A 23,255-nucleotide genomic window follows, 5' to 3' on the forward strand; every position below is an offset into this window, starting at 1 on the left:
ACAAAAACTTTGGGTAATAACAAAGCCCGGGCTTGTGAAAGTCTGGGCTTTGTGCATAAAAAAAGGTTGTGCCAGCGTTTTGACACAACCTCTTTGTGCAAAAAAAGGGATATGTCAGTTGTGACACATCCCACTCTATCCATATAATTTGGAAGAAAACCTAGTTTCTCAAACCGGATTATCCATTTACCTTTTTATAATCTTCCAGGAACTTTTTCAGTCCTGAATCAGTCAACGGATGATTCAACAGCCCTTTGATGGCACTCAACGGACATGTAGCCACATCTGCCCCCACTTCCACACATTCGATAATGTGTTTCGTATTGCGGATGGAAGCTGCCAATACCTGAGTCTTGTAATCATAGGTACGATACATACGTACTATATCGCCGACAAGCCCTACCCCATCTTCACAAATATCGTCCAGACGTCCGACAAAAGGAGAAACATAGGTAGCTCCGGCTTTTGCCGCCAGCAATGCCTGTCCTATGGAAAAGACCAGTGTACAGTTCGTCCGGATTCCTTTTTCTGTAAAGTACTTGATAGCTTTGATACCATCGGCAATGCAAGGCACTTTTACAACAATATGCGGATTTAGTGCGGCAAGCTCTTCCCCTTCGCGGATCATCCCTTCATAATCCGTTGCTATTACTTCCGCACTCACGTCAGCATTGACAATCTTGCATATCTTAATGTAATGTTCACGTTGATTCTCCGTACCTTTAATGCCTTCTTTCGCCATCAGCGAAGGATTGGTAGTCACTCCGTCAAGTACTCCGAGGTCATACGCCTCCTGAATCTGCTCCAAATTGGCTGTGTCAATAAAAAACTTCATAACTCTAATTTTTAATGGTTAACTATCTGGTAGTCAAAGATAAGAATTAATTCTTATCTTTCCTAGATCAGGCAATGGTTATTGCCGGATCGAGGTAAACATCCTGGATAGCGTTTAATAATTCAACACCTTTATTCATCGGCTTCTGGAAAGCCTTACGTCCACTGATCAATCCCATGCCACCGGCACGCTTATTGACAACAGCTGTTATGACCGCATCGCGCAAATCGGAAGCACCATGAGATTCACCGCCGGAATTGATCAATCCGACACGTCCCATATAACCGTTTGCCACCTGATAGCGACAGAGGTCAATCGGATGTTCCGTAGCAAGATCTGTATACATGCGTTCGTCTGTCTTACCGAAACCGATTGCTTTAAAACCACCATTATTAGTAGGAAGTTTTTGCTTTACAATATCTGCTTTGATCGTAACGCCAAGACGATTAGCCTGTCCGGTCAGGTCGGCAGCAGCGTGATAATCCACACCACCTTTTTTGAAGTCACTATTGCGCAGGTAACACCACAAAATGGTAACCATACCCAACTCATGAGCATACTCAAAAGCCTCCGCAATCTCTACCAACTGACGACGGCTCTGTTCGGAACCGAAATAAATGGTAGCACCTACAGCCGCAGCTCCCATATTCCAAGCTTCTTTGACCGTGCCGAACATGACCTGATCGTATGAATTAGGATAGGTCAGCAATTCGTTGTGATTCAGTTTAACTACAAAAGGAATCTTATGGGCATATTTGCGTGCAACTGACCCCAAAATGCCGAATGTAGAAGCGACCGCATTACAACCGCCTTCGATAGCCAACTTCACAATATTCTCCGGATCGAAATAAATAGGATTCGGAGCAAAAGATGCTCCGGCTGTATGCTCGATATCCTGATCGACAGGAAGAATGGACACATAACCGGTATTTGCCAGACGTCCGTGTCCAAGAATAGCCTGTAAGCTATTCAACACTTTGATATTGCGGTCCGAATCAATCCAGACTTTATCGATAGTATCCGGTGAGGGTATATAAATCAACGATTTATCAATGGTCTTACAGGTGTGGTCCAGATAATAACTGGTCTTATCTCCTAATAAATCAACTATTTTACTCATAACTTTATTTTTTTAAATGTATAACAATGATATGCAGGCACACAAAGCCTGCTATTTTTTCTTTCCCTGATTGGCTACCGCTTCCATCAGCTTACGGATCTCTTCCGGATTGCCCAGGAAGTAATCGTTGGAAACATTCTGGTTCTCGTCAAACTCGAATACATAAGGAATGGCAGTAGGAAGATTCAACTTGACGATGTCTTCGTCAGAGATATGTTTCAGATGCTTGATAATCCCCCGCAAACTATTGCCATGTGCCACGACCAACAGGGTGTGGGCATCTTTCAAAGCCGGGAATATATCCGATTCCCAATAGGGCATAATACGGTCGATGGTATCTTTCAATGATTCGGTACGCGGCAATTCCGCATCGGGTACTTCGTGGTAGCGGTAATCGAAACGCGGATTTCTCAAATCGGTTTCGGAAAGTGGATTGGGAGCTATATCATAGCTGCGTCGCCAGATCAGCACTTGTTCTTCTCCGTATTTCTCTGCTGTTTCCGCCTTATTGAGCCCTTGCAGATCACCGTAATGCTTCTCATTCAGACGCCAGCTCTTCTCAACGGGAATCCAGTCCAGATTCATTTTGTCAAGTACGCAGTTCAAGGTTTTGACTGCTCTTTTTAGATAAGAAGTGTAGGCTTTATCAAAGTTGAAGCCATATTCCCTCAATGTGACACCCGCCTTTTCAGCTTCAGCAACTCCCTTTTCTGTCAGGTCTACATCCGTCCAACCCGTGAAACGGTTTTCCTTGTTCCAGGCACTCTCTCCATGACGAAGTAATACTATCTTTTTCATTCTTAATGGTCTCCTTTCTTCTGTTTATATATACAACATTTTGCTTCTCTACAAAGTTCATGAAATAATCAGAAGGTATCAATACCTAAAAGTGATGGTTTATTGAAAACTATTCAATAGAAATGACTATTTTTACGAACTAAATAAATATTCAACCGCAGATAAAACAAGTAAACCATTGAAAACGAATAAACAGAAAGAATATACATTCCTGCAAAAATTGCTGAATAAAGCGAATATAGGATGGTGGGAAGCGGACTTAAAAACAGAAAGTTATGTATGTTCCGAGTTCATCTCCCGACTACTTGGGATAGACGAAGACGGGGTGATAAGTTTTGAGGATTTCAATAAGCGTATCTTGCGGGAGGACCAGCATCATACCACCAGCTACTCTTTTGACAAATTGCAACAAACGGTTGAAGAGGTATATCTACTCGACACTCCCCAAGGAGAGGTGTGGATTCGCAGTAAAAGATGTTTTCAGGAAACGGATGAGGAAGGAAACACCAAAATATATGGAATAGCAGAAACACAGGACAGCCCTCACATGGCTTCCGCCTACCGGGCACTGCACAACAGTGAACGTATTCTGCACAATATCTACAAAAACATCCCTGTCGGCATTGAACTATATAATAAAAACGGAGATCTGATTGACTTAAATAAGAAGGAACTGGAAATGTTCCATATTACTCATAAAGAAAAAATAATTGGCATTAACATTTTTGAGAATCCGGTTCTTCCGGAAGAGATAAAGCCGAAAATCAAAGAAAACGAAGATATTGAATTCACCTTCCAATATGATTTTTCAAAGATCAACGGATATTACGAATCGGAGAAATCATCCGGTTTCCTTAATCTGACAACAAGAATAACAACACTTTATGATCATGCTCGGCAGCCCATTAATTACCTGTTGATAAACGTAGACAAGACGGAAAACACCATCGCCTACAACAAAATTCAGGAATTCAAGAATTTCTTTGAACTGGTAGGCGATTATGCCAAAGTAGGATATGCTCATTTCGACGCATTAAGCCGCGATGGGTATGCCCTGAGCAGCTGGTATAAAAATGTAGGAGAAGAGGAAGGTACACCGTTACCTGAAATTATCGGCATCCATTCTCACTTCCATCCGGAGGACCGGGCTGTCATGCTCGACTTCCTGGCTAAGGTGATAAAAGGTGAAAGTTCGAAATTATGCAGGGATGTACGCATCCGCAGAGCTGACGGAAACTACACATGGACACGGGTGAATGTGCTGGTCCGTAACTATCGACCGCAGGACAACATCATTGAAATGCTGTGTATCAACTTTGACATTACGCAGCTAAAAGAGACCGAACAAATGCTGATCAAAGCCAAGGATAAAGCCGAAGAAGCGGACCGCTTAAAATCTGCCTTCCTTGCCAACATGAGCCATGAGATACGCACTCCGCTCAATGCGATAATCGGCTTTTCGAGTATGCTGGAAGAGGCGGAGGATCAGGAAGAAAAGCATCAGTACATCACGATCATAGAAGATAATAACAAGCTGTTACTTCAGCTTATTTCCGATATTCTCGACTTGTCGAAAATTGAAGCGGGAACTTTTGACATTATTCCCGAAAAAGTGAATGCAAAACAGCTTTGCAGCGATCTGTTTCAGGCTATGCAAATGAAAGCGACTCCACAAGTAGAACTCCGCCTGAAAGATGATTTGCCCGAACTGACCTTCACCAGTGACAAGAACAGATTATATCAGGTATTGCTGAACTTCGTGACGAATGCTTTTAAATTCACTTCCGAAGGAAGCATCACCATCGATTATCAGATAAATGGAAACGAAGTGAAATTCTCTGTTCAGGATACAGGAATGGGAGTAGAACCGGAAAAACAGAAAGCTATCTTCACCCGATTTGTAAAACTCAACAGCTTTATTCCCGGTACGGGACTCGGATTGCCTATCTGCCAGAGTATCGTGACACAACTGGGAGGGAAAATCGGCGTAGAATCAGAACCGGGAAAAGGTTCCTGTTTCTGGTTCACACATCCTATTAATTAAAGAAACAGGATATTCTTTTCAGTTACTCTGCCATTCTTTACCACGTTCAGAATAGCAGAGCGGAACATTGCTTTTCAGACAACCGTCTGTTTCTATCGGTTTCTCTTCAAGAAAAGACGGTCTGTAATAGTGCCCGGCAGTTCCGACTCGTAGTGAGTCACCATAATCATCGTCTTGTCTTTGCGATGGCAGAAGGCTTCAATAATCTTCTTTACCCGACGACGATTATAAGTATCCAGACCGTGAAGCGGTTCATCCAGAATCAGCAGCTCCGGATCTTTAACAAAGGCACGTGCCAGCAACGCCAGGCGTTGTTCTCCACTGGAAAGTTGCAGGAAAGGTTTATCTTTCAATTCGGCGATGCCAAATATATCCATCCACCATTCACAAATAGCCATTTGCTCCGGCTGGGGGCGTTTGTACAATCCGATACTGTCATGAAGACCACTGGCCACGATTTCAATAGCCGGCAGATTCTTGAGATAGGCACGGTGCATCTCCGGACTTACATATCCAATATGTTTTTTAATTTCCCAAATACTCTCTCCTGTTCCTCTCTTTCGTCCGAAAAGGCTGATATCACAAGCATAGGATTGTGGATTATCTGCACAGACAAGGCTTAACAGAGTGGATTTACCGGCTCCGTTTTCACCACTCAATGCCCATTTTTCACCACGGCGCACTGTCCAGTCGAGCTCTTTCAGAATAGTGCGGTCATCATAGCGGATACTGACTTTATTCAGTTTGACTACTTCATCGGAATCATAATTATTTCCATCATAAGGCAAATCAAGTATACGCTGCTGTAACCCATCAAAAGAAACCGCTATATCTCCGGAACGAAAAGCTTCCAGATAGGCATCACGCTCCATCTTAGGGTATACCGTCATTTTATCCACAGGAATCACATGCGTTATAAAGGAAGGGATATCGTCCAGCATCGACAATACCAGAATAATCTGCACGGATGACATCTTTGTCAAACGGTCGAGCAAAGAGAACAGCAACTCACGGGTAGGTGCGTCCAGCCCGATAAACGGATTGTCCATAATCAATACGCGAGGAGCCGTCAGCAGAGTTTTGGTCAGCTGGAATTTACGCAGTTCACCACTGGAAAGAAGGATGATCTTCTTATCGAGCATCGGCTCAATACGAAAGAGTTCAAACAGTTCTTGTTTCAGCTGTTCGTCTTTGATTTCTCCCAGCGTTTCGCGAACATCGGGTGCTTCGTCCTGATCGTGGGCATTCCAGCGTTGCTGATAGTAATAATTAGCATCGGCTGCTCCGTAAGTATCACGAAAAGCGATATATTTTACATTATCATAGACAGTCTGAGTGGCAGAAGGAGAAAAGTCATATTGCAACACTCCTTCACGCAGCGGATATTTCCCAATCAGAGTATCGACAAAAAGACTTTTTCCCCCTCCGTTAGGTCCTACGATTGCAATGTGTTCACCAACCGAAATGGTTGCCGTGATTGGAGTAGCTAAACGCACTAGCGGGTTGCGTGCCACGCCCCCCGCTATGTTGAATGTATTTTGAATCATATTCTTCTATTCTGTTAGAATTTACTTATATAAAATCAAAGCCGACTGACCGGGAATAATAACTTCCGGCCCGTTTTGTATGCCTAATCCACGCGTATCTATCACTCCGTCTTTACATACAACTGTATATTTACCAAGCGGAACAGCCAGTTTGGCAGGAGTAGGACGAGAATTAAATGCAACGATGATCTCTTCCCAAGGATCTCCATTTGCATGGTCTTTCAGACGGAAAGCAATCAGATTGCTTCCTTCCACGGGAAGAAATTCCAGATGTTTCCGGACCAGAGCGGCATCTCCCATACGGAAAGCCGGATGAGATTTACGCAGGTCGATCAATCGTTTATAGTAAATAAAAACATCACCGTTAGTTGTCTTACGCCGCCAGTCGATGGCATTTACCGCATCCGGACTTTTATAACTATTATCTATGCCTTGCTTGTCACGCATGATTTCCTCTCCGGCATAAATAAACGGAATGCCTTGTGAAGTAAAGACGACGGTCTGTGCCAGTTTATCAAGGCGAATTAGTTGTTCAGGAGTGATGGAGGGCATACTTGCTTTCAGCCGGTCTACCAGGCATAAACCATCGTGACAGGAGACATAACTAATCATTTGCACAGGCTGTTTTGCCCAGGGCTTTTTAGTATAATTTACCGAGTCACAATGTACTTGCGGATGCTCAATGGCTCCTGCTATACCGAACTTTACACTCATCTCTTCTCCCGGAATTCCGGCAAGAAAAGCTCCTTTATGCTTATCACCGACGGGGCCACAAAGTCCGTCACGCAACTCGTCAGAGAAAACAGCCACCTCGGGTATCTGTGCTATATTTCCTTTCATTGCCAGAGAATCAGCCGGATACTGGGGGGCTTCGGCTGCCCATCCTTCTCCATAAATGCAGATTGTGGGATCAATCATATTCACCGCCTTCCGGATCTCATTCATCGTTTCGATATCGTGAATTCCCATCAAGTCAAACCGGAAGCCGTCCACATGGTATTCCTTTATCCAATAGAGAACGGATTCCACCATAAACTTACGCATCATAGGGCGTTCGCTGGCAGTCTCATTGCCACATCCTGAACCATTAGCCAGCGATTTATCTTCTTTCTGGCGATAGAAATAACCGGGAACGGTACGTTCGAAATTACTCTCGTCCGTATTGAATGTATGATTGTACACTACATCCATAATCACACGGATACCTGCTTTATGCAATGCCTGTACCATCTGCTTGAACTCCTTCACACGAGTGGCAGGCTGGTAGGGATCGGTGGCATAGGAACCATCCGGCACGTTATAGTTTTGTGGGTCATAGCCCCAGTTATACGAATTTTCATTCAGCTTGGTTTCATCTACCGAAGCATAGTCAAAAGAAGGAAGCAGGTGTACATGTGTCACGCCCAGTTCTATCAGATGGTCGATTCCTGTCAGCAACTTGTCGGAATTCATCGTTCCATGTTCGGTCAGTGCCAGATATTTCCCTTTATGCTTCACACCTGAAGTGGAATCTACCGAAAAATCACGGTAGTGCATCTCATAAATAATCATATCGGCAGCCGACTTCAAAGGGGGACGGATGTCACTCTCCCAACCGTCCGGGTTGGTGGATTGCCAATCAATAATGGCAGCCCGTCTACCGTTCACTCCGACAGCACGAGCATTTATTCCAGGGGTGTCTCCTTTCCACTTGTCATCAATCTTCACATTAAAAGTATAGAACTTGCCGATGAGGTCCTTATTTACTACAGCCGACCACGTACCTTCTTCTCCCGGTTGCATCTTTACCGTTTCATAGGCGTGTCCGCCCTCACCTGCCTCATAAAGCATCAGGCGCACTTCATCTGCCGTAGGCGACCAAAGAGTAAACTTTGTTGCCTCCGGTGTATACTCCATTTCAATCAGATTTCCCGTACGAACCGGATATAATTCATAAGACATATATTCCTTTTTCGCAGTAGTACAACTCATTACTGTCGTCACCGTGGTCACCCCCAATATTGCTAAATAATTAGTTCCCATCTTCATACTAAACCTTCCCTGTGGTACTCACATTACCTACAACTTACTTGTTTATTACCTTACTCACTCCACTCCTGTTTCATCGCGAGTTTATTTCACCTTATCGGGATTCTTCGCAATAAAATCTTTCCAGCTACTATACCCTTTTTCCATTGTCGGGCATCCCATTTGCAGAAAATGACAATAGGCTGCCGCTAAACCGTCCGTTGCATCCATAAAGACAGGCATATCTTCTTTAGGAAAATGAAGCATTCGCTGCAACATGTCTGCCACTTGTTCTTTTGATGCCTGTCCGTTGCCAGTAATAGCCATCTTGATTTTCAAAGGAGCATATTCTGTGATCGGAATATCACGGCTCAATGCTACTGCCATCGCCACTCCCTGAGCACGTCCCAATTTCAGCATGGATTGTACGTTCTTGCCGAAAAACGGCGCTTCAATAGCCAGTTCGTCCGGCAGATAGCTTTCGATGATGCTCAATACCCGTTCGTGAATATGACGCAACTTCAAATAATGATTGGCAAATTTACGCAAATCGATAATACCCATCGCAATCATCTCAGGCTTGGTACCTTTCACACGCAGAATACCATATCCCATAATGGTCGTACCGGGGTCAATACCCAGAATAATCTTTTCTTTTACCGGCTGAATCACTCTACTATCTCCATCAATGTCGGAAATCCGACTACTTTATCCTTGAATATTTTCTTCAGTTCGTCATTCAGTCGTACTCCCTGTTCCATGTGCCAGCGATGCAGCAATCCACTACTTTCTACTTCCCATTGCAGAGAATAAGAACTTCCTTCGTCCCGATGACTCAATATCCGGCAAATACGTGGGGCCTTCAATGTTCCGTGCTTCTGCACTTCAGGTATATAGCTCTCTTTTATCCAAATCAAAAAATTATCGTGAACAGCATCGTCCACCTGAAAAGTTGTATTATAAATCAGCATATCATCGTCCTTTCAATATATTTATTTCCGCAAACATAGCAATTATTTCAGAATATTCCATTATATTTGCGCCAACAAAAGCAAAACGTTTACAAACGTTATGTCAGTTAAGAAAAAACGGGGCGTTAGCTCATCTGGCTAGAGTGCGACACTGGCAGTGTCGAGGTGATCGGTTCGAGTCCGATACGCTCCACAACTTAAAAAGAGTAACTTGTCACAAGTTACTCTTTTTAAGTTAGCCTCCAATCAGCTCCATTATTAATATTAAATTAATCCAAAACGCTTCAACACCTTACAAAGTCCATTATCATCTACCGTATCAGTAACAAAATCGGCAACAGATTTGACTTGTTCGGATGCATTGCCCATAGCTACTCCTATTCCGGCAGCTTTCAGCATAGGAATATCATTACCACCGTCACCACACGCCATTATTTCTAAAGGTTCAATTTTATAATAATCAGCAAATAATGAAAGACCGGCAGCCTTACTTGTTCCCGCAACATTAATATCAGCAAATAAAGGATGCCAGCGAGAGGAGGAAAGAGTGGGCAGAAGCGGCATCACTTTTCTCTCTGTTTCATCATCAAAATAAAAACAAAGCTGGCAGCACTCTTTCTTACCGAACATTTCTTCAATATCTACAACCGGCGGGACCGGATGTTCTACGATTCGGGCAATCTTCTCGACGATAGGGGTAAGACGATTGACAAATATCCCTTCATCCAACTCAAGAGCAACAGCAAAATCAAACTCCCGTGCAATCTCCATTGCTTTCTTAAAATCCTTATCCGGAATCGGACTTCTTCTTATCACAGTACCATCATGCAAAATGCAATCAGCTCCATTCAATGCAATTATTCCATCATACGGTACAGATTCTATTTCACGAAGATCACATGCCGACCTACCGGTAGCTATCACTATTTTTATTCCCCTATCATGAGCTTTCCTAAGAGCGTCAATAGAAGACTGGGATACCGCATGAGTCTCAAAACTCAATAAAGTACCATCTACATCAAGCAATAATGCCTTTATCATAAAATCTACATTTTTAGTTTCTTTCTTCAATTTGGAAACAATCAAAGCTAATAAAGTTCCCCATGTATCTATTAGCAACAAAATTACTAAAAAAAATTTCATAAAATGCAAGCCTATATCCAAAAGCTAACATAACAAGACGGAAACTGTCATTTTAATATGTTTTCATAGATTAAAAGCTTGTTCATTCATTAATAGCCCTATCTTTACCCTCGATTATTTATTATTAAAATTACATTATGAGAAAAGCAATTTTAGTTTTTGTTGCATCTGCATTTGTATCATTTACATATGCTCAGGATGCAAATTTCGATGTCTACAAAAGAATCGAATCGGATAAGGTGTTGAACCTGTCAGCCGACCAAATTGCAAAAATCAAGAAATTAAACCGGGAAGTTGGAGCTAAATTCAGAGCCATCGGAAAAAGTAATCTGCCGGGGTATGAAAAGGGACAAAGAAAAAGAGCTTTAGCCATTGAACACAAAGCCGCTATCAGGAAAATTCTCATGGAGAATCAAGTCAAGACCTGGGAAAGTCATTACGAAAGCATAGACTACAACGATGGAATGAAGAAAGCCATTAGTGACAGATATGACAATCGTCTAGAACAACTGGAAAAGAAGTTTGAACGGGAAAAAGAAGCTATCGAAGACAGTGACTCACCTAAAGATGTCAAAAAAGAAAAAATCAAAGTCCTCAAGAACAGATACAAGGCAGAAAAAGAACGTTTGAAACAGAAACGCAATGCTGCCAAACACTCAAAAGGGTGATGTGATAAAAAGAAAACCAAAAAGGACCTTTATTCAAGGTCCTTTTTTATTACTTCATCCATTTCTTTGATTCGCTTTTCACGATCCTTAACAGGACCCTCTTTCTTGTCTTTCTTAAAAACATTATCTGCACGGTCAGAAACTTCGTCACTCCATTCCTCAAACTCGTTTGTTGCCGGGCGACCATTCGGTTCGATGTTCTCTTCGGCAATCGAATCATGTCTGTTAATCATATCATCCATATCTTTTCTATTTTAAATTGGTTACGCTAATAATACAATATAAAATAAGAAAAGTTCCGGACTTTAATCTTTTTTGGACAAACCACGCTCACGTACCTGCTCTTTATACAGTCGAGGGCGGAAAGGCACATACAATGTATAAGTACTGTCAGCAGGCTTACCACCCACAAGCGCAGGAGTCCACTTCGGCATTTCCTTCACAATACGAAGAGCTTCTTCCGCAAACTCCGGATGGGTAGATTTCAGAATATGAGGACGAAGAATGACTCCTTCCTTATCTATGGTAAACTCACACAAGGCATATCCTGAAATATTCTTAGCCAACAAATCCGCAGGATAAACCATCCGGGCAGCAACATATTCATTCGGGCAACTATCGGGTAAGTGAGGTAATTCCTCTATCTCCTTGCCTGAAGGGCTCCTCTGCTTCACCCCCACCGAGTAAATACCTACATACACCGGCTTTTTATAAGCATCCGGTTGTTCTTTCGCACGAGTCTCCAATTCTTTCAACAGAGCATTGGCTTCCTCTGCCAACGCTTGTTCGGAGATATTTTCTCCCTGAGACAACATGTAAGCCGACTGGCACACCAACACAAGGCGCTCCATCAAAGTTCCTTTCATCGGCGACCACTTCCGCCCCATGATCTCTTTCCCTTTTGCATCTGTCGAAGAAAAGTAATAAACAACTCCATCCAACCCGGCTGTGGAACCGTCCATATCTTGTATCTGGCTTGTCACCAAACGGGCAATAGCTCCCAAAGACTGGTATAAAGACTGACTGATCGGCACTGATTTCGTTTCTACCTTCACCGTCCCTTTCTCTGCCTGCCAATAGGTGCGCGACAATGTATTTGCAATCAGCAGACAACGCCCGTTCTTCTTCTCTACCGACATTGCATACTCCGGCGAAAAAGAAGGAATTGCCACGTAACGCGCATAAGGAGGCTGTTGAAAACCTGTATTAAGCAAAGAAAATACATTCCGATAATACTCACCCAACTCACCAGTATAGGTAGTAAAAGGCTTCACCGGCTCCAGATAATCAATCTGAGCTGACAGGCGAAACGATAATGTCAATAGTAGAAGAGAAATAACAATCTTTTTCATATGTGCTCCCCGATTTTCGGTACATGTCGGCAACAAAGATACAAATTATTTCGATGGTTCGTGATAAAATTATATCTTTGCACGGTTTTTACTAAGAAACTGAATAACAATACATCAAAAATATGATAGCTAAGATTGAACAACTTCTGAAAGAGGTAGAAGTTTTGCACGCCTCCAATGCCGAAGAACTCGAAGCTCTCCGCATCAAATACCTGAGTAAGAAGGGAGCCATTAACGATTTGATGGCGGATTTCCGTAACGTAGCTGCCGAACAGAAAAAAGAAGTCGGCATGAGACTGAATGAACTGAAAACTAAAGCGCAGGACAAAATCAATGCGCTGAAAGAACAGTTCGAAAGTCAGGATAACAGTTGTGACGGCTTGGACCTGACCCGTTCGGCTTATCCGATAGAACTCGGTACACGTCATCCGATTACGATTGTAAAGAACGAAGTCATCGATATCTTCGCACGCCTGGGATTCAGTATTGCCGAAGGTCCCGAAATTGAAGACGACTGGCATGTATTCTCGGCTCTGAACTTTGCCGAAGATCATCCGGCACGCGATATGCAGGACACATTCTTCATCGAAGCTCATCCGGATGTTGTGCTCCGTACTCATACTTCTTCCGTACAAACCCGTGTGATGGAAACTTCAAAACCTCCTATCCGCATTATCTGTCCGGGACGTGTATACCGTAACGAAGCTATCAGCTACCGTGCACACTGTTTCTTCCATCAGGTAGAAGCATTGTATGTAGACAAAAACGTATCATTCACCGACTTAAAGCAAGTATTGCTGCTTTTCGCTAAAGAAATGTTTGGTGCGGATACTAAAATCCGTCTGCGTCCGTCTTACTTCCCATTTACAGAGCCAAGTGCCGAAATGGATATCAGCTGTAACATCTGTGGCGGTAAAGGTTGTCCGTTCTGCAAACATACCGGCTGGGTGGAAATCCTCGGCTGCGGTATGGTAGATCCGAACGTGCTCGAATCAAACGGCATCGACAGCAAAGTCTACAGTGGATATGCTCTCGGAATGGGTATCGAGCGCATCACTAACCTGAAGTATCAGGTGAAAGACCTTCGTATGTTCTCTGAAAATGATACACGCTTCTTAAAGGAATTCGAAGCGGCCTATTAAGTGCAAATCTACCAGTGTGCCAATGTCCGTGATAAAACCGTCAAACGGTAATCGGGACATTGGCATTCTATCAATATAACAATTACACTAACTGAAGACATTGACTGATTATCTTCATTAGTAAATTGAATGCTTATTATTATGGCAAAGGATAGACTCATTACTCCCGGTTATTGTTTCATCTTGGCAGCCAACTTCCTGCTCTACTTCGGTTTCTGGTTGCTGATTCCTGTTTTGCCGTTTTATTTATCCGAGTTTTTTCAGGCTGGAAATTCCACTATCGGCATCGTGCTTTCCTGTTATACGGTAGCTGCACTTTGTATTCGCCCGTTTTCTGGTTATCTGTTGGATACATTCGCCCGCAAGCCACTTTATCTCTTCGCTTATTTCATCTTTATGCTGATGTTTGCGGGATATCTTATTGCCGGTTCGCTCACCTTATTTATTATATTCCGAATTATTCATGGAGTCTCTTTCGGCATGGTCACGGTAGGCGGAAATACAGTAGTTATTGATATTATGCCTTCTTCCCGCAGAGGAGAGGGACTAGGATATTATGGACTGACCAATAATATCGCCATGTCCATCGGGCCGATGTTCGGGCTGTTCTTACATGACGGAGGAGTTTCTTTCGCCACTATATTTTGTTATGCGCTCGGTTCCTGTATGCTGGGATTCCTGTCTGCAAGTCTGGTAAAAACACCTTATAAACCGCCCGTGAAGCGAGAGCCGATTTCACTCGACCGTTTTATTTTATTGAAAGGAATGCCTGCGGGACTTAGCTTGCTGCTGCTCTCCATACCTTACGGAATGACCACCAACTACGTTGCCATGTATGCCCGGGAAATAGGAATTCATACACAAACAGGTTTCTTCTTTACCTTTATGGCGATTGGTATGGCGATTTCCCGAATATTTTCAGGCAAACTGGTAGACCGGGGAAAAATAACGCAAGTGATTGCCGCCGGACTTTATCTGGTTGTAGTCAGTTTCTTCCTGCTCGCATCCTGCGTGTACCTTATTCAATGGAATGATACAGCCTGTACCATACTGTTTTTCGGAATTGCCCTGCTCATGGGTATCGGATTCGGAATTATGTTTCCGGCATTCAACACCCTGTTCGTGAATCTTGCTCCCAACAACCAGCGGGGGACAGCCACTTCTACTTACCTGACCTCATGGGACGTAGGAATCGGTATCGGTATGTTGACCGGAGGGTATATAGCCGAAATCTGTTCGTTTGACAAAGCGTATCTTTTCGGTGCCTGCCTGACAGTCGTCTCCGCTGTTTATTTCAAATTAAAAGTAACGCCTCACTACCATAAAAACAAACTAAGATGAGAAAGAAAGAACGTTATGAAAAAGTTATTGCCTGGTTTCAGGAAAATGTACCTGTAGCCGAAACAGAATTACATTATAATGATCCGTATGAATTGCTGATCGCTGTCATTCTCTCTGCACAATGTACGGATAAACGAGTGAATATGATCACTCCCCCTCTCTACAGGGACTTCCCTACCCCGGAAGCTCTCGCTGCCAGTACTCCGGAAGTTATTTTCGAATATATCCGGAGCGTGTCTTATCCGAATAACAAGGCCAAACATCTGGTAGGGATGGCCAAAATGCTGGTTAATGACTTCAATAGCAAAGTACCCGACAACATGGAGGATCTGATTAAACTCCCCGGTGTAGGAAGAAAGACCGCCAATGTGATTCAGTCCGTTGTATTCAATAAAGCGGCAATGGCGGTAGATACACACGTTTTCCGTGTCAGTCACCGTATCGGTCTGGTGCCGGACAGCTGTACGACTCCGTTCAGCGTAGAGAAAGAACTGGTAAAGAATATTCCGGAAAACTTAATTCCCATAGCCCATCACTGGCTTATTTTACACGGTCGTTATGTTTGTCAGGCACGTACCCCGAAATGTGACACCTGCGGTTTGCAAATGATGTGCAAATATTTCTGTAACACTTATAAAGTTACAAAAGAGGCACCAAAAGCCAAGAATAAATAACGATTTAATAGCAAGGAACCGAAATAAATAGTAACTTTGCGGTCGATCAAAAAAGAGAATATTAAAAACACTTTTAAATAAAAATAGAGTATTATGCAGACAATTGACAAATTCAATTTTGCCGGTAAAAAGGCATTTGTTCGCGTGGACTTCAATGTACCCCTGGACGAAAACTTCAACATTACAGATGACACTCGTATGCGTGCAGCTCTTCCTACTTTGAAGAAGATTTTGGCTGACGGCGGTAGCATCATCATCGGTTCTCACTTGGGCCGTCCGAAAGGCGTTGCCGACAAATTCTCTTTGAAACATATCATCAAACATCTGTCTGAACTGCTGGGCGTTGAAGTTCAGTTCGCTAACGACTGCATGGGCGAAGAAGCTGCAGTAAAAGCTGCTGCTCTGCAACCGGGAGAAGTTCTGTTGCTCGAAAACCTTCGCTTCTATGCTGAAGAAGAAGGCAAGCCAAGAGGTTTGGCTGAAGATGCTACAGACGAAGAAAAAGCGGCTGCAAAGAAAGCTGTAAAAGAAAGCCAGAAAGAATTTACCAAGAAATTGGCTTCTTACGCTGACTGTTACGTAAACGACGCGTTCGGTACAGCTCACCGCGCACACGCTTCTACAGCTCTGATCGCTAAATACTTCGATACCAACAATAAGATGTTTGGTTACCTGATGGAAAAAGAAGTAAAAGCTGTTGATAAAGTATTGAACGACATCAAACGCCCGTTCACAGCTATCATGGGTGGTTCTAAAGTTTCTTCCAAAATCGAAATCATCGAAAACCTGTTGAACAAGGTAGACAACCTGATCATTGCAGGTGGTATGACTTATACATTTACTAAAGCAATGGGTGGTAAAATCGGTATCTCTATCTGTGAGGACGATAAACTTGACCTGGCTTTAGATCTGATCAAGAAAGCTAAAGAAAAAGGTGTAAACCTTGTATTGGCTGTTGACGCCAAGATCGCTGACGCTTTCTCTAACGACGCTAACACTCAGTTCTGTGCTGTTGACGAAATTCCTGACGGATGGGAAGGTCTTGACATCGGTCCTAAGACTGAAGAAATCTTCGCTAACGTAATCAAAGAATCCAAGACTATTCTTTGGAACGGTCCTACAGGCGTATTCGAATTCGAAAACTTCACTCACGGCTCACGTGCAGTAGGTGAAGCTATCGTTGAAGCAACTAAGAACGGTGCCTTCTCACTTGTGGGTGGTGGCGACTCTGTAGCTTGTGTCAACAAGTTTGGTCTGGCTAGCGGCGTATCTTATGTTTCTACAGGTGGTGGCGCATTGCTCGAAGCAATCGAAGGAAAAGTTCTTCCGGGTATCGCCGCTATTAATGAATAATGATTTAGTACTATTAAGTGTTACAAGGGCAGTTCTTTGTGAAAAGAGTTGCCCTTATTTATACCTTATCCATCCATTCAGGCATGAAGAGAGCGGCACTCATATTCTGTATCCTCCTTTTCTTCCTTTATTCTTGCCAAAGAAAAAAAGGAGAAAGTGTCTTTTTGCCTTCAACGGAATTGCAACCACTCACGCTGGGAATACTTCCGACGCTGGACGGACTTCCCTTTCACATAGCCAAAGCACAAGGAATCTACGACTCTTTGGGCTTGGATATAACCATTCTTCCTTTCAATTCCGCCAATGACCGCGACGCAGCTTTTCAAACCCAATCAATAGATGGCATGATTACTGACTATCTCAGTGCGGTAACTCAACAGGCTATCCACCATACCGACTTAGGAATCATACTGAAGAATGACGGTTATTTCTGTTTTATCGTCTCCAAAGAGAACGGCATCAACCAACTTCAAGAACTCAAAGAAAGAAATATTGCTGTCTCACGCAATACCATTATCGAATATGCAACCGAGCAGCTACTGAACAAAGCAGGAATCAGCCAAGCCGAAGTGAACAAACCGGAAATAGCCCAGCTTCCTCTCCGCCTGCAAATGCTTCAATACGATCAGATTGACGCATCTTTCCTCCCCGACCCGGCAGCCTCTATTGCAATGAATGCCCGGCACCGGTCTCTGATAAGTACACAGGAATTGGGAATTGACTTCACCACTACTGCCTTCTCCCGAAAAGCGATCAACGAAAAAAGAAAAGAAATCGAACTACTAATCACCGGATATAATCTGGGAATAGACTATATAAAAATGCACCCTCAAAAAGAATGGAAACAGGTATTGATAGAGATCGGTGTCCCGGAAAACCTGACCGGCCTCATCGCACTTCCTGTTTACAGAAAAGCGGAGCGGGCCTCAGCTGACGACCTAGATAAAGCAGTATCCTGGCTGAAAGCAAACAACCGGATATCTCAGACATATTCCGACCATCATCATCTGATAGATACAACTTTTATAAAAACAAATTCAACCACTATCAAATAACAACAAGTCACATGCGAAAAACACTCTTACAACTCTCAATGATCGCGTTCATTCTGTCCGGTATACAGAATACGCTCACAGCACAGGAGAAAACACCATTGAACCAAGTTGTCAATACGCTGAAAGAACGGATCAGTCTGGCCGGTTATGCACAACTGGGGTACACATACGATGACGCTGCCAATCCGGACAACACATTCGACATCAAACGGATCATCTTCATGGCACACGGTAAAATCACCGACAGATGGACATGCGATTTTATGTATGACTTCTACAATGGCGGCATGTTGCTCGAAGTATATACGGATTACCGGATTTTCTCCGGACTTACAGCACGTATCGGAGAATTTAAAGTACCTTATACCATTGAGAACGAGTTGTCTCCCACCACAGTAGAATTGATCAACTGTTATTCGCAGTCAGTCTGCTATCTGGCAGGAGTCAGCGGTAGTGACAAATGTTATGGGATGACTTCCGGACGAGACATTGGTATGATGATTCACGGAAAACTTTTTCATGATTTCCTGCAATACAAATTTGCCGTCATGAACGGACAGGGGCTAAATACCAAAGATAAAAACAGTCAGAAAGATGTAGTCGGCAATCTGATGGTGTATCCTAACAAATGGCTATCCGTAGGAGGATCTTTCATTCGGGGGACCGGGCATGCCATAGCCGACTCGCAATATTCAGGAATCAAAACAGGAGAAAATTACGCAAAGAAACGTATGAGCCTGGGAGGTGTCGTCACGACTTCCGCTTTCAATTTCCGTACGGAATATCTCGCAGGAAAAGACAAAAACGTAAAAAGTGAAGGATTCTATGCGACAGGCAGCGTACGTTTAGTACAAAATTTCGATTTCATTGCCTCTTTCGATTATTTCAATCCGAACAAGGCGGCTGATTTCAAACAAAATAATTACATTGCCGGACTACAATACTGGTTTTACCCCAGATGTCGTGTACAGGCACAATATACTTTTTGTGATAAAAAAGGAGACGGACAGAAGGATTCTAATATGATACAGGCACAGGTGCAAGTCAGATTCTAACTTTTTGGCATCCTTTTTGTTCTATTACATATAAATAATTGAACCATTATGAACGAAAAAACGATCAATGAACAATACGCCTATATACGCTCTCTACTAGAAGAAAAAAGACTTAAGGAAGCTCTGATGCAGTTGGAGTCCCTGCTCTGGCAATGTCCGGACTGGGATTTACGTAACCGTATGGAGCAGCTGCAAACCTCCTACAAGTATATGCTGGAGTATATGCGCCAGGGAGCGAATGACCCTGAACGCTGGAATGTATACAGAAAACTTGTGGCTGATACATGGGAAATAGCCGACCGTTCGCGCCTGCTCATGCTGGATAACGCCTCATCAAGATATTATCACGAGGTACGCCGTACTCCCCGATCGGAAGATTTGTCAGCATACACTCTAAAAAAACTGCTGCATATGCTGGAGTCATTCAATGACGACTTGGCAGTCAGCGGGCTGTTATCCGACGAGAAAATGGACGATGTACTGAAACGGCATGAAGATACACTCAAATTTATGTTTCTGCAAACATGGACCAACAGTTCATGGACTCCTGAAGAGGAAGAGGATGCACAATCCATGCTTATCTCCGAACTGTTGCCGGTGAACGACCTGTGCCTGTTTATCAGTGCTGTTACATTAAGTCTGATGGAATGCTTTGACTTGCGTAAAGTTATGTGGTTGCTAGACGCTTACCGCCACCCGGACGTCAATGCCAGCCAACGTGCACTGGTAGGTGTGATTTTCATTTTCCATATCTATAGAAACCGTCTTTCCCTCTACCCCGACCTGATCAAAAGGGTTGAGTTCATGGATGAGATTTCTTCCTTCCAAGAGGATGTGGCACGCATCTATCACCAGATGTTATTATGTCAGGAAACGGAAAAGATAGACAAGAAAATGAGAGAAGAAATCATTCCCGAGATGTTGAAGAATGTTTCGTCTATGCGAAACATGAGATTCGGCTTTGAGGAGAATGAGGAAGAGAATGATGACAAGAACCCGGATTGGGCGGATGCTTTCGAACAGTCGGGTCTGGGAGACAAATTGCGCGAAATGAATGAATTGCAACTGGAAGGGGCCGATGTATATATGAGTACATTTGCGGCACTCAAAAGCTATCCGTTTTTTCGGGAAGTACAGAATTGGTTTTACCCATTCAGTAAGCAACAGTCTGATGTCATCAAACAACTAAAACAGGAAGGAAACGAAAAAAACACATTACTGGATTTAATTCTCCAATCAGGATTTTTCAGTAACAGCGATAAATATTCACTCTTCTTTACGATCCGGCAGCTGCCTAAAGCTCAACAAGACATGATGCTGAGTCAACTTGGAGAGCAACAAGTGGCGGAACTGTCTGAAAAATCGAACGCGGAAACAATGAAGAAATTCAATGAACGACCGGGAACAGTCAGCAATCAATATCTGCACGATCTGTACCGTTTCTTCAAACTTAGCGTACGCCGTCATGAGTTCAGAGATATCTTCAAAGAGAAACTCGATTTGCATCACATTCCTGCACTTAATAACGTACTGTATAATGAATATATCCTATTCCCGATTGCTGATTTCTATTTAAAGAAAGAACGTTGGAATGAAGCGATAGAAGTGTATGAGGAAATGGAAACGATCGGAGCACTGAAAGGAAGAGGTGCGGAATATTATCAGAAACTGGGATATGCTCTGCAAAAAAACAAGAAGTATGCAGAAGCCATCGATGCTTATCTGAAAGCAGATACATTGAAACCGGATAATATTTGGAACAACCGCCATCTGGCTATCTGTTACCGGCTAAACCGAAATTATCAGGCAGCACTGAGCTACTATAAAAAGGTGGAAGAAGCTACACCGGAAAGCACCAATGTTATTTTCCACATCGGCAGTTGCCTGGCTGAACTCGGTCAATACGAAGAAGCAGCCAATTATTTTTTCAAACTGGATTTCATCGAAAGCAATTGTATAAAAGCATGGCGTGGTATCGGATGGTGTTCATTCATCAGCCGGAAGTACGAACAAGCAATGAAATATTACGAAAAAATCATCGGACAGAAGCCATTGGCCATCGACTATATGAACGCCGGACATGTCGCTTGGGCAATGGGAGATATCCAGAAAGCAGCCGCTTTATATGGTAAGTCAATTACGGCCAATGGAAACCGTGAACGCTTCCTGGAAATGTTCCGGAAAGACGAGGAAGCTCTTCTCAAACAAGGTATTCAAGAAGAGGATATCCCGTTAATGTTGGATTTATTATAATTTCTTCAGCTCCCCGTACAGTTTCTGTATGGGGAGTCCCATTATATTGTAGAAGCTGCCGGAAATAGACTTTACCCCTATATATCCGATCCATTCCTGCACCCCATAAGCTCCCGCTTTATCCATAGGCTGATACTTATCCACATAATACTGAATTTCTTCTTCGGACAAGGCATCAAATTCCACATCAGATGCAGCTGTAAAACTCTTCTGCCATTCAGTGGTCGTGAGACAAACACCGGTAAAAACCTGATGCGATTTACCGGATAAAGAACGAAGCATTTCAACGGCTCCTTCCCTGCCTTCCGGCTTTCCAAGTACTTTTCCATCCAGCCAGACAATGGTATCTGCCGTAATCAGCAGTTCTCCCGGTTGCATAATGGCCCGGTAAGCGTCTGCCTTTTCACGGGAAATATATGCCGGTATCTCAGCGCCGGACAGATCGGCAGGATATGATTCGTCCACATCCGGCAATGTTCTGACCACATAGTCTACCCCCAAGCCTGACATCAATTCTTTCCGACGGGGAGAGTTGGAGGCTAATATAATCTGATACTTATCTAAATTTTCAAGCATGTTTTCAGTTACAATTTAGTTATTTACCAACCGAAGGCATCTTCTGCCATCCATTTACCATGAGCTTTCAACACTTGCTCCACCACATCACGACCGCAACCACGACCGCCATCTGCATAAGATATATACTTTGCAACCGACTTTACCTCCGGAACAGCATCTTTAGGACAACAAGGCAGCCCGCACTCACACATCACTTCCATATCTGGTACATCATCACCCATATAGAGTATTTCGTCATCAGACAAGCCGTATTTATCACGGAAGTCACGGTAATCATGGATTTTAACGGCAGAGCCCATATACAAATCCTTTACTCCTAATGCTGCAAAACGGATACGTACCGCTTCTGTCCTCCCACCGGTAATGATAGCAATATGAAGCCCTTTCTTTACCGCCAGTTGGATGGCATAGCCGTCTTTGATATTTACTGTACGCATCGGTTCTCCGGAAGGATGCAGCGGAACTGTTGTCGAACTCAGGACCCCGTCCACATCAAAAGCCAGCGCTTTGATACGGGATAGATCATAATTGATGGTGCTCATGGATACTTTTACTCATTAATTTATAAATTTCCTGCAATGCCGGAGTGTCTTCCAGCATAGAAAGATGTTTATTGATCACATTCTCGTCGTAACGTACAGCCGGTCCGGTCTGCGCATCACAAGGAGGCAGTTCATGTACTTTACGTGCCGTCTCGTCAATCAGAGGAAGCATCACATCAAAAGGCAAATGATACTTTTCCAGCAGTTCGGCAGCGAGGGCATACATGTGATTCGTAAAGTTACAAGTAAAGACCGCAGCCAGATGAAGGCTCCTGCGCTGCTCGGAATCGGCTTCGTACACCTTTTCAGAGAGCGTACCGGCAACAGCTTTCAACAATTCGACGTCCTCCGGCCTTTTGGCCTCAATAAAGAAAGGTACTTCCCGAAAGTCAACCGCCCGTTGTTTGCTAAATGTCTGCATGGGATAAAATACTCCGTAACGCTCCGCATAACCTTCCCAAATGTTCATCGGGATACTGCCTGCTGTATGTACCAACAGTGCATGTTGTTTCCCTTCAGTTATTTGAGGCAAAAGTTCTACGAAAGCGGCATCTTTCAATGAAATAATATATAATCTTGCTTCTTTCGAAACCTCCTTTAAGTCGGTAATATATTCTGCTTCTACCTCATCGGCCAGGGTACGTGCCGATTCCTCTGTCCGACTGTATACCTGCACAATACGGAATCCTTTCCTGTAAAGTGCTTTTGCCAGATTAGTCGCCAGATTTCCGGCACCGAGAAACACAATAGGTGTATCTTCTATACTTCTTTTCATT

The 23,255-nt window shown here is 43.4% G+C and carries 22 protein-coding genes and 1 tRNA gene; 10 read left to right on the forward strand and 13 right to left on the reverse strand.

What is annotated here, in order from left to right:
- Positions 1 to 178: 178 nt before the first annotated feature.
- The 3 genes from fsa to gpmA all read right to left on the reverse strand — a co-directional run bounded on the left by fsa (position 179) and on the right by gpmA (position 2,753).
- Positions 179 to 835, reverse strand: a complete 657-nt coding sequence (fsa, locus tag BLW31_RS04645; protein ID WP_010538888.1) for a fructose-6-phosphate aldolase — start codon at positions 833 to 835, stop codon at positions 179 to 181.
- A gap of 67 nt (positions 836 to 902) precedes the next feature.
- Positions 903 to 1,955, reverse strand: coding sequence for a class I fructose-bisphosphate aldolase (locus tag BLW31_RS04650; RefSeq protein WP_010538889.1), 1,053 nt, complete (start codon positions 1,953 to 1,955; stop codon positions 903 to 905).
- A 51-nt stretch (positions 1,956 to 2,006) separates the two neighbouring features.
- Positions 2,007 to 2,753 (reverse strand): 2,3-diphosphoglycerate-dependent phosphoglycerate mutase, encoded by a 747-nt coding sequence (gpmA, locus tag BLW31_RS04655; RefSeq protein ID WP_010538890.1) that lies wholly within the window; start codon positions 2,751 to 2,753, stop codon positions 2,007 to 2,009.
- A 178-nt stretch (positions 2,754 to 2,931) separates the two neighbouring features.
- On the opposite strand from gpmA, the gene BLW31_RS04660 reads away from it, so the two are divergent.
- Positions 2,932 to 4,797: a PAS domain-containing sensor histidine kinase gene (locus BLW31_RS04660; protein WP_010538891.1), complete on the forward strand. Its 1,866-nt coding sequence runs from the start codon at positions 2,932 to 2,934 to the stop codon at positions 4,795 to 4,797.
- A 92-nt stretch (positions 4,798 to 4,889) separates the two neighbouring features.
- Here the strand turns inward: BLW31_RS04660 and BLW31_RS04665 are convergent, their stop codons facing one another.
- The 4 genes from BLW31_RS04665 to BLW31_RS04680 form a co-directional block, all read right to left on the reverse strand.
- Positions 4,890 to 6,344 (reverse strand): ATP-binding cassette domain-containing protein, encoded by a 1,455-nt coding sequence (locus tag BLW31_RS04665; RefSeq protein ID WP_010538892.1) that lies wholly within the window; start codon positions 6,342 to 6,344, stop codon positions 4,890 to 4,892.
- A 21-nt stretch (positions 6,345 to 6,365) separates the two neighbouring features.
- On the reverse strand, positions 6,366 to 8,372 hold the full coding sequence (gene pulA, locus BLW31_RS04670) for a type I pullulanase (protein WP_022301374.1): 2,007 nt from the start codon (positions 8,370 to 8,372) through the stop codon (positions 6,366 to 6,368).
- Between the two features lie 84 nt (positions 8,373 to 8,456).
- Positions 8,457 to 9,023, reverse strand: coding sequence for a crossover junction endodeoxyribonuclease RuvC (gene ruvC / locus BLW31_RS04675; RefSeq protein ID WP_010538894.1), 567 nt, complete (start codon positions 9,021 to 9,023; stop codon positions 8,457 to 8,459).
- The gene (locus BLW31_RS04680; protein WP_010538895.1) at positions 9,020 to 9,322 is read right to left on the reverse strand and encodes a DUF4286 family protein; all 303 of its coding nucleotides are present in this window, start codon (positions 9,320 to 9,322) and stop codon (positions 9,020 to 9,022) included. The genes ruvC and BLW31_RS04680 overlap by 4 nt, the downstream gene beginning before the upstream one ends.
- 119 nt (positions 9,323 to 9,441) lie before the next feature.
- On the opposite strand from BLW31_RS04680, the gene BLW31_RS04685 reads away from it, so the two are divergent.
- Positions 9,442 to 9,515: transfer RNA gene (locus tag BLW31_RS04685), tRNA-Ala, on the forward strand.
- 71 nt (positions 9,516 to 9,586) lie between these two features.
- Here the strand turns inward: BLW31_RS04685 and BLW31_RS04690 are convergent.
- On the reverse strand, positions 9,587 to 10,363 hold the full coding sequence (locus tag BLW31_RS04690) for a Cof-type HAD-IIB family hydrolase (RefSeq protein WP_029425643.1): 777 nt from the start codon (positions 10,361 to 10,363) through the stop codon (positions 9,587 to 9,589).
- A gap of 239 nt (positions 10,364 to 10,602) precedes the next feature.
- On the opposite strand from BLW31_RS04690, the gene BLW31_RS04695 reads away from it, so the two are divergent.
- Positions 10,603 to 11,133, forward strand: coding sequence for a hypothetical protein (locus tag BLW31_RS04695; RefSeq protein ID WP_010538897.1), 531 nt, complete (start codon positions 10,603 to 10,605; stop codon positions 11,131 to 11,133).
- Positions 11,134 to 11,162: 29 nt separating this feature from the next.
- Here BLW31_RS04695 and BLW31_RS04700 read toward each other — a convergent pair whose 3' ends face one another.
- Positions 11,163 to 11,375: a hypothetical protein gene (locus BLW31_RS04700; RefSeq protein WP_010538898.1), complete on the reverse strand. Its 213-nt coding sequence runs from the start codon at positions 11,373 to 11,375 to the stop codon at positions 11,163 to 11,165.
- 63 nt (positions 11,376 to 11,438) lie between these two features.
- Positions 11,439 to 12,485 (reverse strand): energy transducer TonB, encoded by a 1,047-nt coding sequence (locus tag BLW31_RS04705; protein WP_029425644.1) that lies wholly within the window; start codon positions 12,483 to 12,485, stop codon positions 11,439 to 11,441.
- A gap of 122 nt (positions 12,486 to 12,607) precedes the next feature.
- Here BLW31_RS04705 and pheS point away from each other — a divergent pair, with 122 nt between their 5' ends.
- From pheS to BLW31_RS04740, 7 genes are all read left to right on the forward strand, one after another.
- The gene (gene pheS, locus BLW31_RS04710) at positions 12,608 to 13,627 is read left to right on the forward strand and encodes a phenylalanine--tRNA ligase subunit alpha (protein ID WP_010538900.1); all 1,020 of its coding nucleotides are present in this window, start codon (positions 12,608 to 12,610) and stop codon (positions 13,625 to 13,627) included.
- A gap of 141 nt (positions 13,628 to 13,768) precedes the next feature.
- Positions 13,769 to 14,968: an MFS transporter gene (locus tag BLW31_RS04715; RefSeq protein WP_029425645.1), complete on the forward strand. Its 1,200-nt coding sequence runs from the start codon at positions 13,769 to 13,771 to the stop codon at positions 14,966 to 14,968.
- Positions 14,965 to 15,642, forward strand: a complete 678-nt coding sequence (gene nth / locus BLW31_RS04720) for an endonuclease III (protein WP_010538902.1) — start codon at positions 14,965 to 14,967, stop codon at positions 15,640 to 15,642. The genes BLW31_RS04715 and nth overlap by 4 nt, the downstream gene beginning before the upstream one ends.
- Before the next feature lie 93 nt (positions 15,643 to 15,735).
- A complete protein-coding gene (locus BLW31_RS04725) occupies positions 15,736 to 16,995 on the forward strand; it encodes a phosphoglycerate kinase (protein ID WP_010538903.1) in 1,260 nt (419 codons plus the stop codon).
- Between the two features lie 83 nt (positions 16,996 to 17,078).
- On the forward strand, positions 17,079 to 18,050 hold the full coding sequence (locus BLW31_RS04730; RefSeq protein WP_029425646.1) for an ABC transporter substrate-binding protein: 972 nt from the start codon (positions 17,079 to 17,081) through the stop codon (positions 18,048 to 18,050).
- An 11-nt stretch (positions 18,051 to 18,061) separates the two neighbouring features.
- Positions 18,062 to 19,105, forward strand: a complete 1,044-nt coding sequence (locus tag BLW31_RS04735; RefSeq protein ID WP_022301437.1) for a porin — start codon at positions 18,062 to 18,064, stop codon at positions 19,103 to 19,105.
- A 48-nt stretch (positions 19,106 to 19,153) separates the two neighbouring features.
- Positions 19,154 to 21,358: a tetratricopeptide repeat protein gene (locus BLW31_RS04740; protein WP_010538906.1), complete on the forward strand. Its 2,205-nt coding sequence runs from the start codon at positions 19,154 to 19,156 to the stop codon at positions 21,356 to 21,358.
- Here the strand turns inward: BLW31_RS04740 and BLW31_RS04745 are convergent.
- From BLW31_RS04745 to BLW31_RS04755, 3 genes are read right to left on the reverse strand one after another with little or no spacing between them, the layout of a single operon-like run.
- Positions 21,353 to 21,934, reverse strand: a complete 582-nt coding sequence (locus BLW31_RS04745; RefSeq protein WP_010538907.1) for a Maf-like protein — start codon at positions 21,932 to 21,934, stop codon at positions 21,353 to 21,355. The two genes, BLW31_RS04740 and BLW31_RS04745, sit on opposite strands and share 6 nt — an antisense overlap.
- Before the next feature lie 23 nt (positions 21,935 to 21,957).
- Positions 21,958 to 22,479 (reverse strand): KdsC family phosphatase, encoded by a 522-nt coding sequence (locus BLW31_RS04750; RefSeq protein WP_010538908.1) that lies wholly within the window; start codon positions 22,477 to 22,479, stop codon positions 21,958 to 21,960.
- Complete coding sequence (locus BLW31_RS04755) at positions 22,460 to 23,254, reverse strand: Rossmann-like and DUF2520 domain-containing protein (protein WP_010538909.1); 795 nt, start codon at positions 23,252 to 23,254, stop codon at positions 22,460 to 22,462. Before BLW31_RS04755 ends, BLW31_RS04750 begins: the two co-directional genes overlap by 20 nt.
- Position 23,255: the final 1 nt, after the last annotated feature.

This window comes from Bacteroides faecis MAJ27 (assembly GCF_900106755.1).
Classification (GTDB): domain Bacteria; phylum Bacteroidota; class Bacteroidia; order Bacteroidales; family Bacteroidaceae; genus Bacteroides; species Bacteroides faecis.

Bases quoted from the DNA above. Each gene is read 5' to 3' on its own strand.
- fsa (WP_010538888.1), bottom strand. From the start codon at position 835: ATGAAGTTTTTTATTGACACAGCCAATTTGGAGCAGATTCAGGAGGCG.
- BLW31_RS04650 (WP_010538889.1), bottom strand. From the start codon at position 1,955: ATGAGTAAAATAGTTGATTTATTAGGAGATAAGACCAGTTATTATCTG.
- gpmA (WP_010538890.1), bottom strand. From the start codon at position 2,753: ATGAAAAAGATAGTATTACTTCGTCATGGAGAGAGTGCCTGGAACAAG.
- BLW31_RS04665 (WP_010538892.1), bottom strand. From the start codon at position 6,344: ATGATTCAAAATACATTCAACATAGCGGGGGGCGTGGCACGCAACCCG.
- pulA (WP_022301374.1), bottom strand. From the start codon at position 8,372: ATGAAGATGGGAACTAATTATTTAGCAATATTGGGGGTGACCACGGTG.
- BLW31_RS04680 (WP_010538895.1), bottom strand. From the start codon at position 9,322: ATGCTGATTTATAATACAACTTTTCAGGTGGACGATGCTGTTCACGAT.
- BLW31_RS04690 (WP_029425643.1), bottom strand. From the start codon at position 10,363: ATGATAAAGGCATTATTGCTTGATGTAGATGGTACTTTATTGAGTTTT.
- BLW31_RS04695 (WP_010538897.1), top strand. From the start codon at position 10,603: ATGAGAAAAGCAATTTTAGTTTTTGTTGCATCTGCATTTGTATCATTT.
- BLW31_RS04700 (WP_010538898.1), bottom strand. From the start codon at position 11,375: ATGGATGATATGATTAACAGACATGATTCGATTGCCGAAGAGAACATC.
- BLW31_RS04705 (WP_029425644.1), bottom strand. From the start codon at position 12,485: ATGAAAAAGATTGTTATTTCTCTTCTACTATTGACATTATCGTTTCGC.
- pheS (WP_010538900.1), top strand. From the start codon at position 12,608: ATGATAGCTAAGATTGAACAACTTCTGAAAGAGGTAGAAGTTTTGCAC.
- BLW31_RS04715 (WP_029425645.1), top strand. From the start codon at position 13,769: ATGGCAAAGGATAGACTCATTACTCCCGGTTATTGTTTCATCTTGGCA.
- nth (WP_010538902.1), top strand. From the start codon at position 14,965: ATGAGAAAGAAAGAACGTTATGAAAAAGTTATTGCCTGGTTTCAGGAA.
- BLW31_RS04725 (WP_010538903.1), top strand. From the start codon at position 15,736: ATGCAGACAATTGACAAATTCAATTTTGCCGGTAAAAAGGCATTTGTT.
- BLW31_RS04730 (WP_029425646.1), top strand. From the start codon at position 17,079: ATGAAGAGAGCGGCACTCATATTCTGTATCCTCCTTTTCTTCCTTTAT.
- BLW31_RS04735 (WP_022301437.1), top strand. From the start codon at position 18,062: ATGCGAAAAACACTCTTACAACTCTCAATGATCGCGTTCATTCTGTCC.
- BLW31_RS04740 (WP_010538906.1), top strand. From the start codon at position 19,154: ATGAACGAAAAAACGATCAATGAACAATACGCCTATATACGCTCTCTA.
- BLW31_RS04745 (WP_010538907.1), bottom strand. From the start codon at position 21,934: ATGCTTGAAAATTTAGATAAGTATCAGATTATATTAGCCTCCAACTCT.
- BLW31_RS04750 (WP_010538908.1), bottom strand. From the start codon at position 22,479: ATGAGCACCATCAATTATGATCTATCCCGTATCAAAGCGCTGGCTTTT.
- BLW31_RS04755 (WP_010538909.1), bottom strand. From the start codon at position 23,254: ATGAAAAGAAGTATAGAAGATACACCTATTGTGTTTCTCGGTGCCGGA.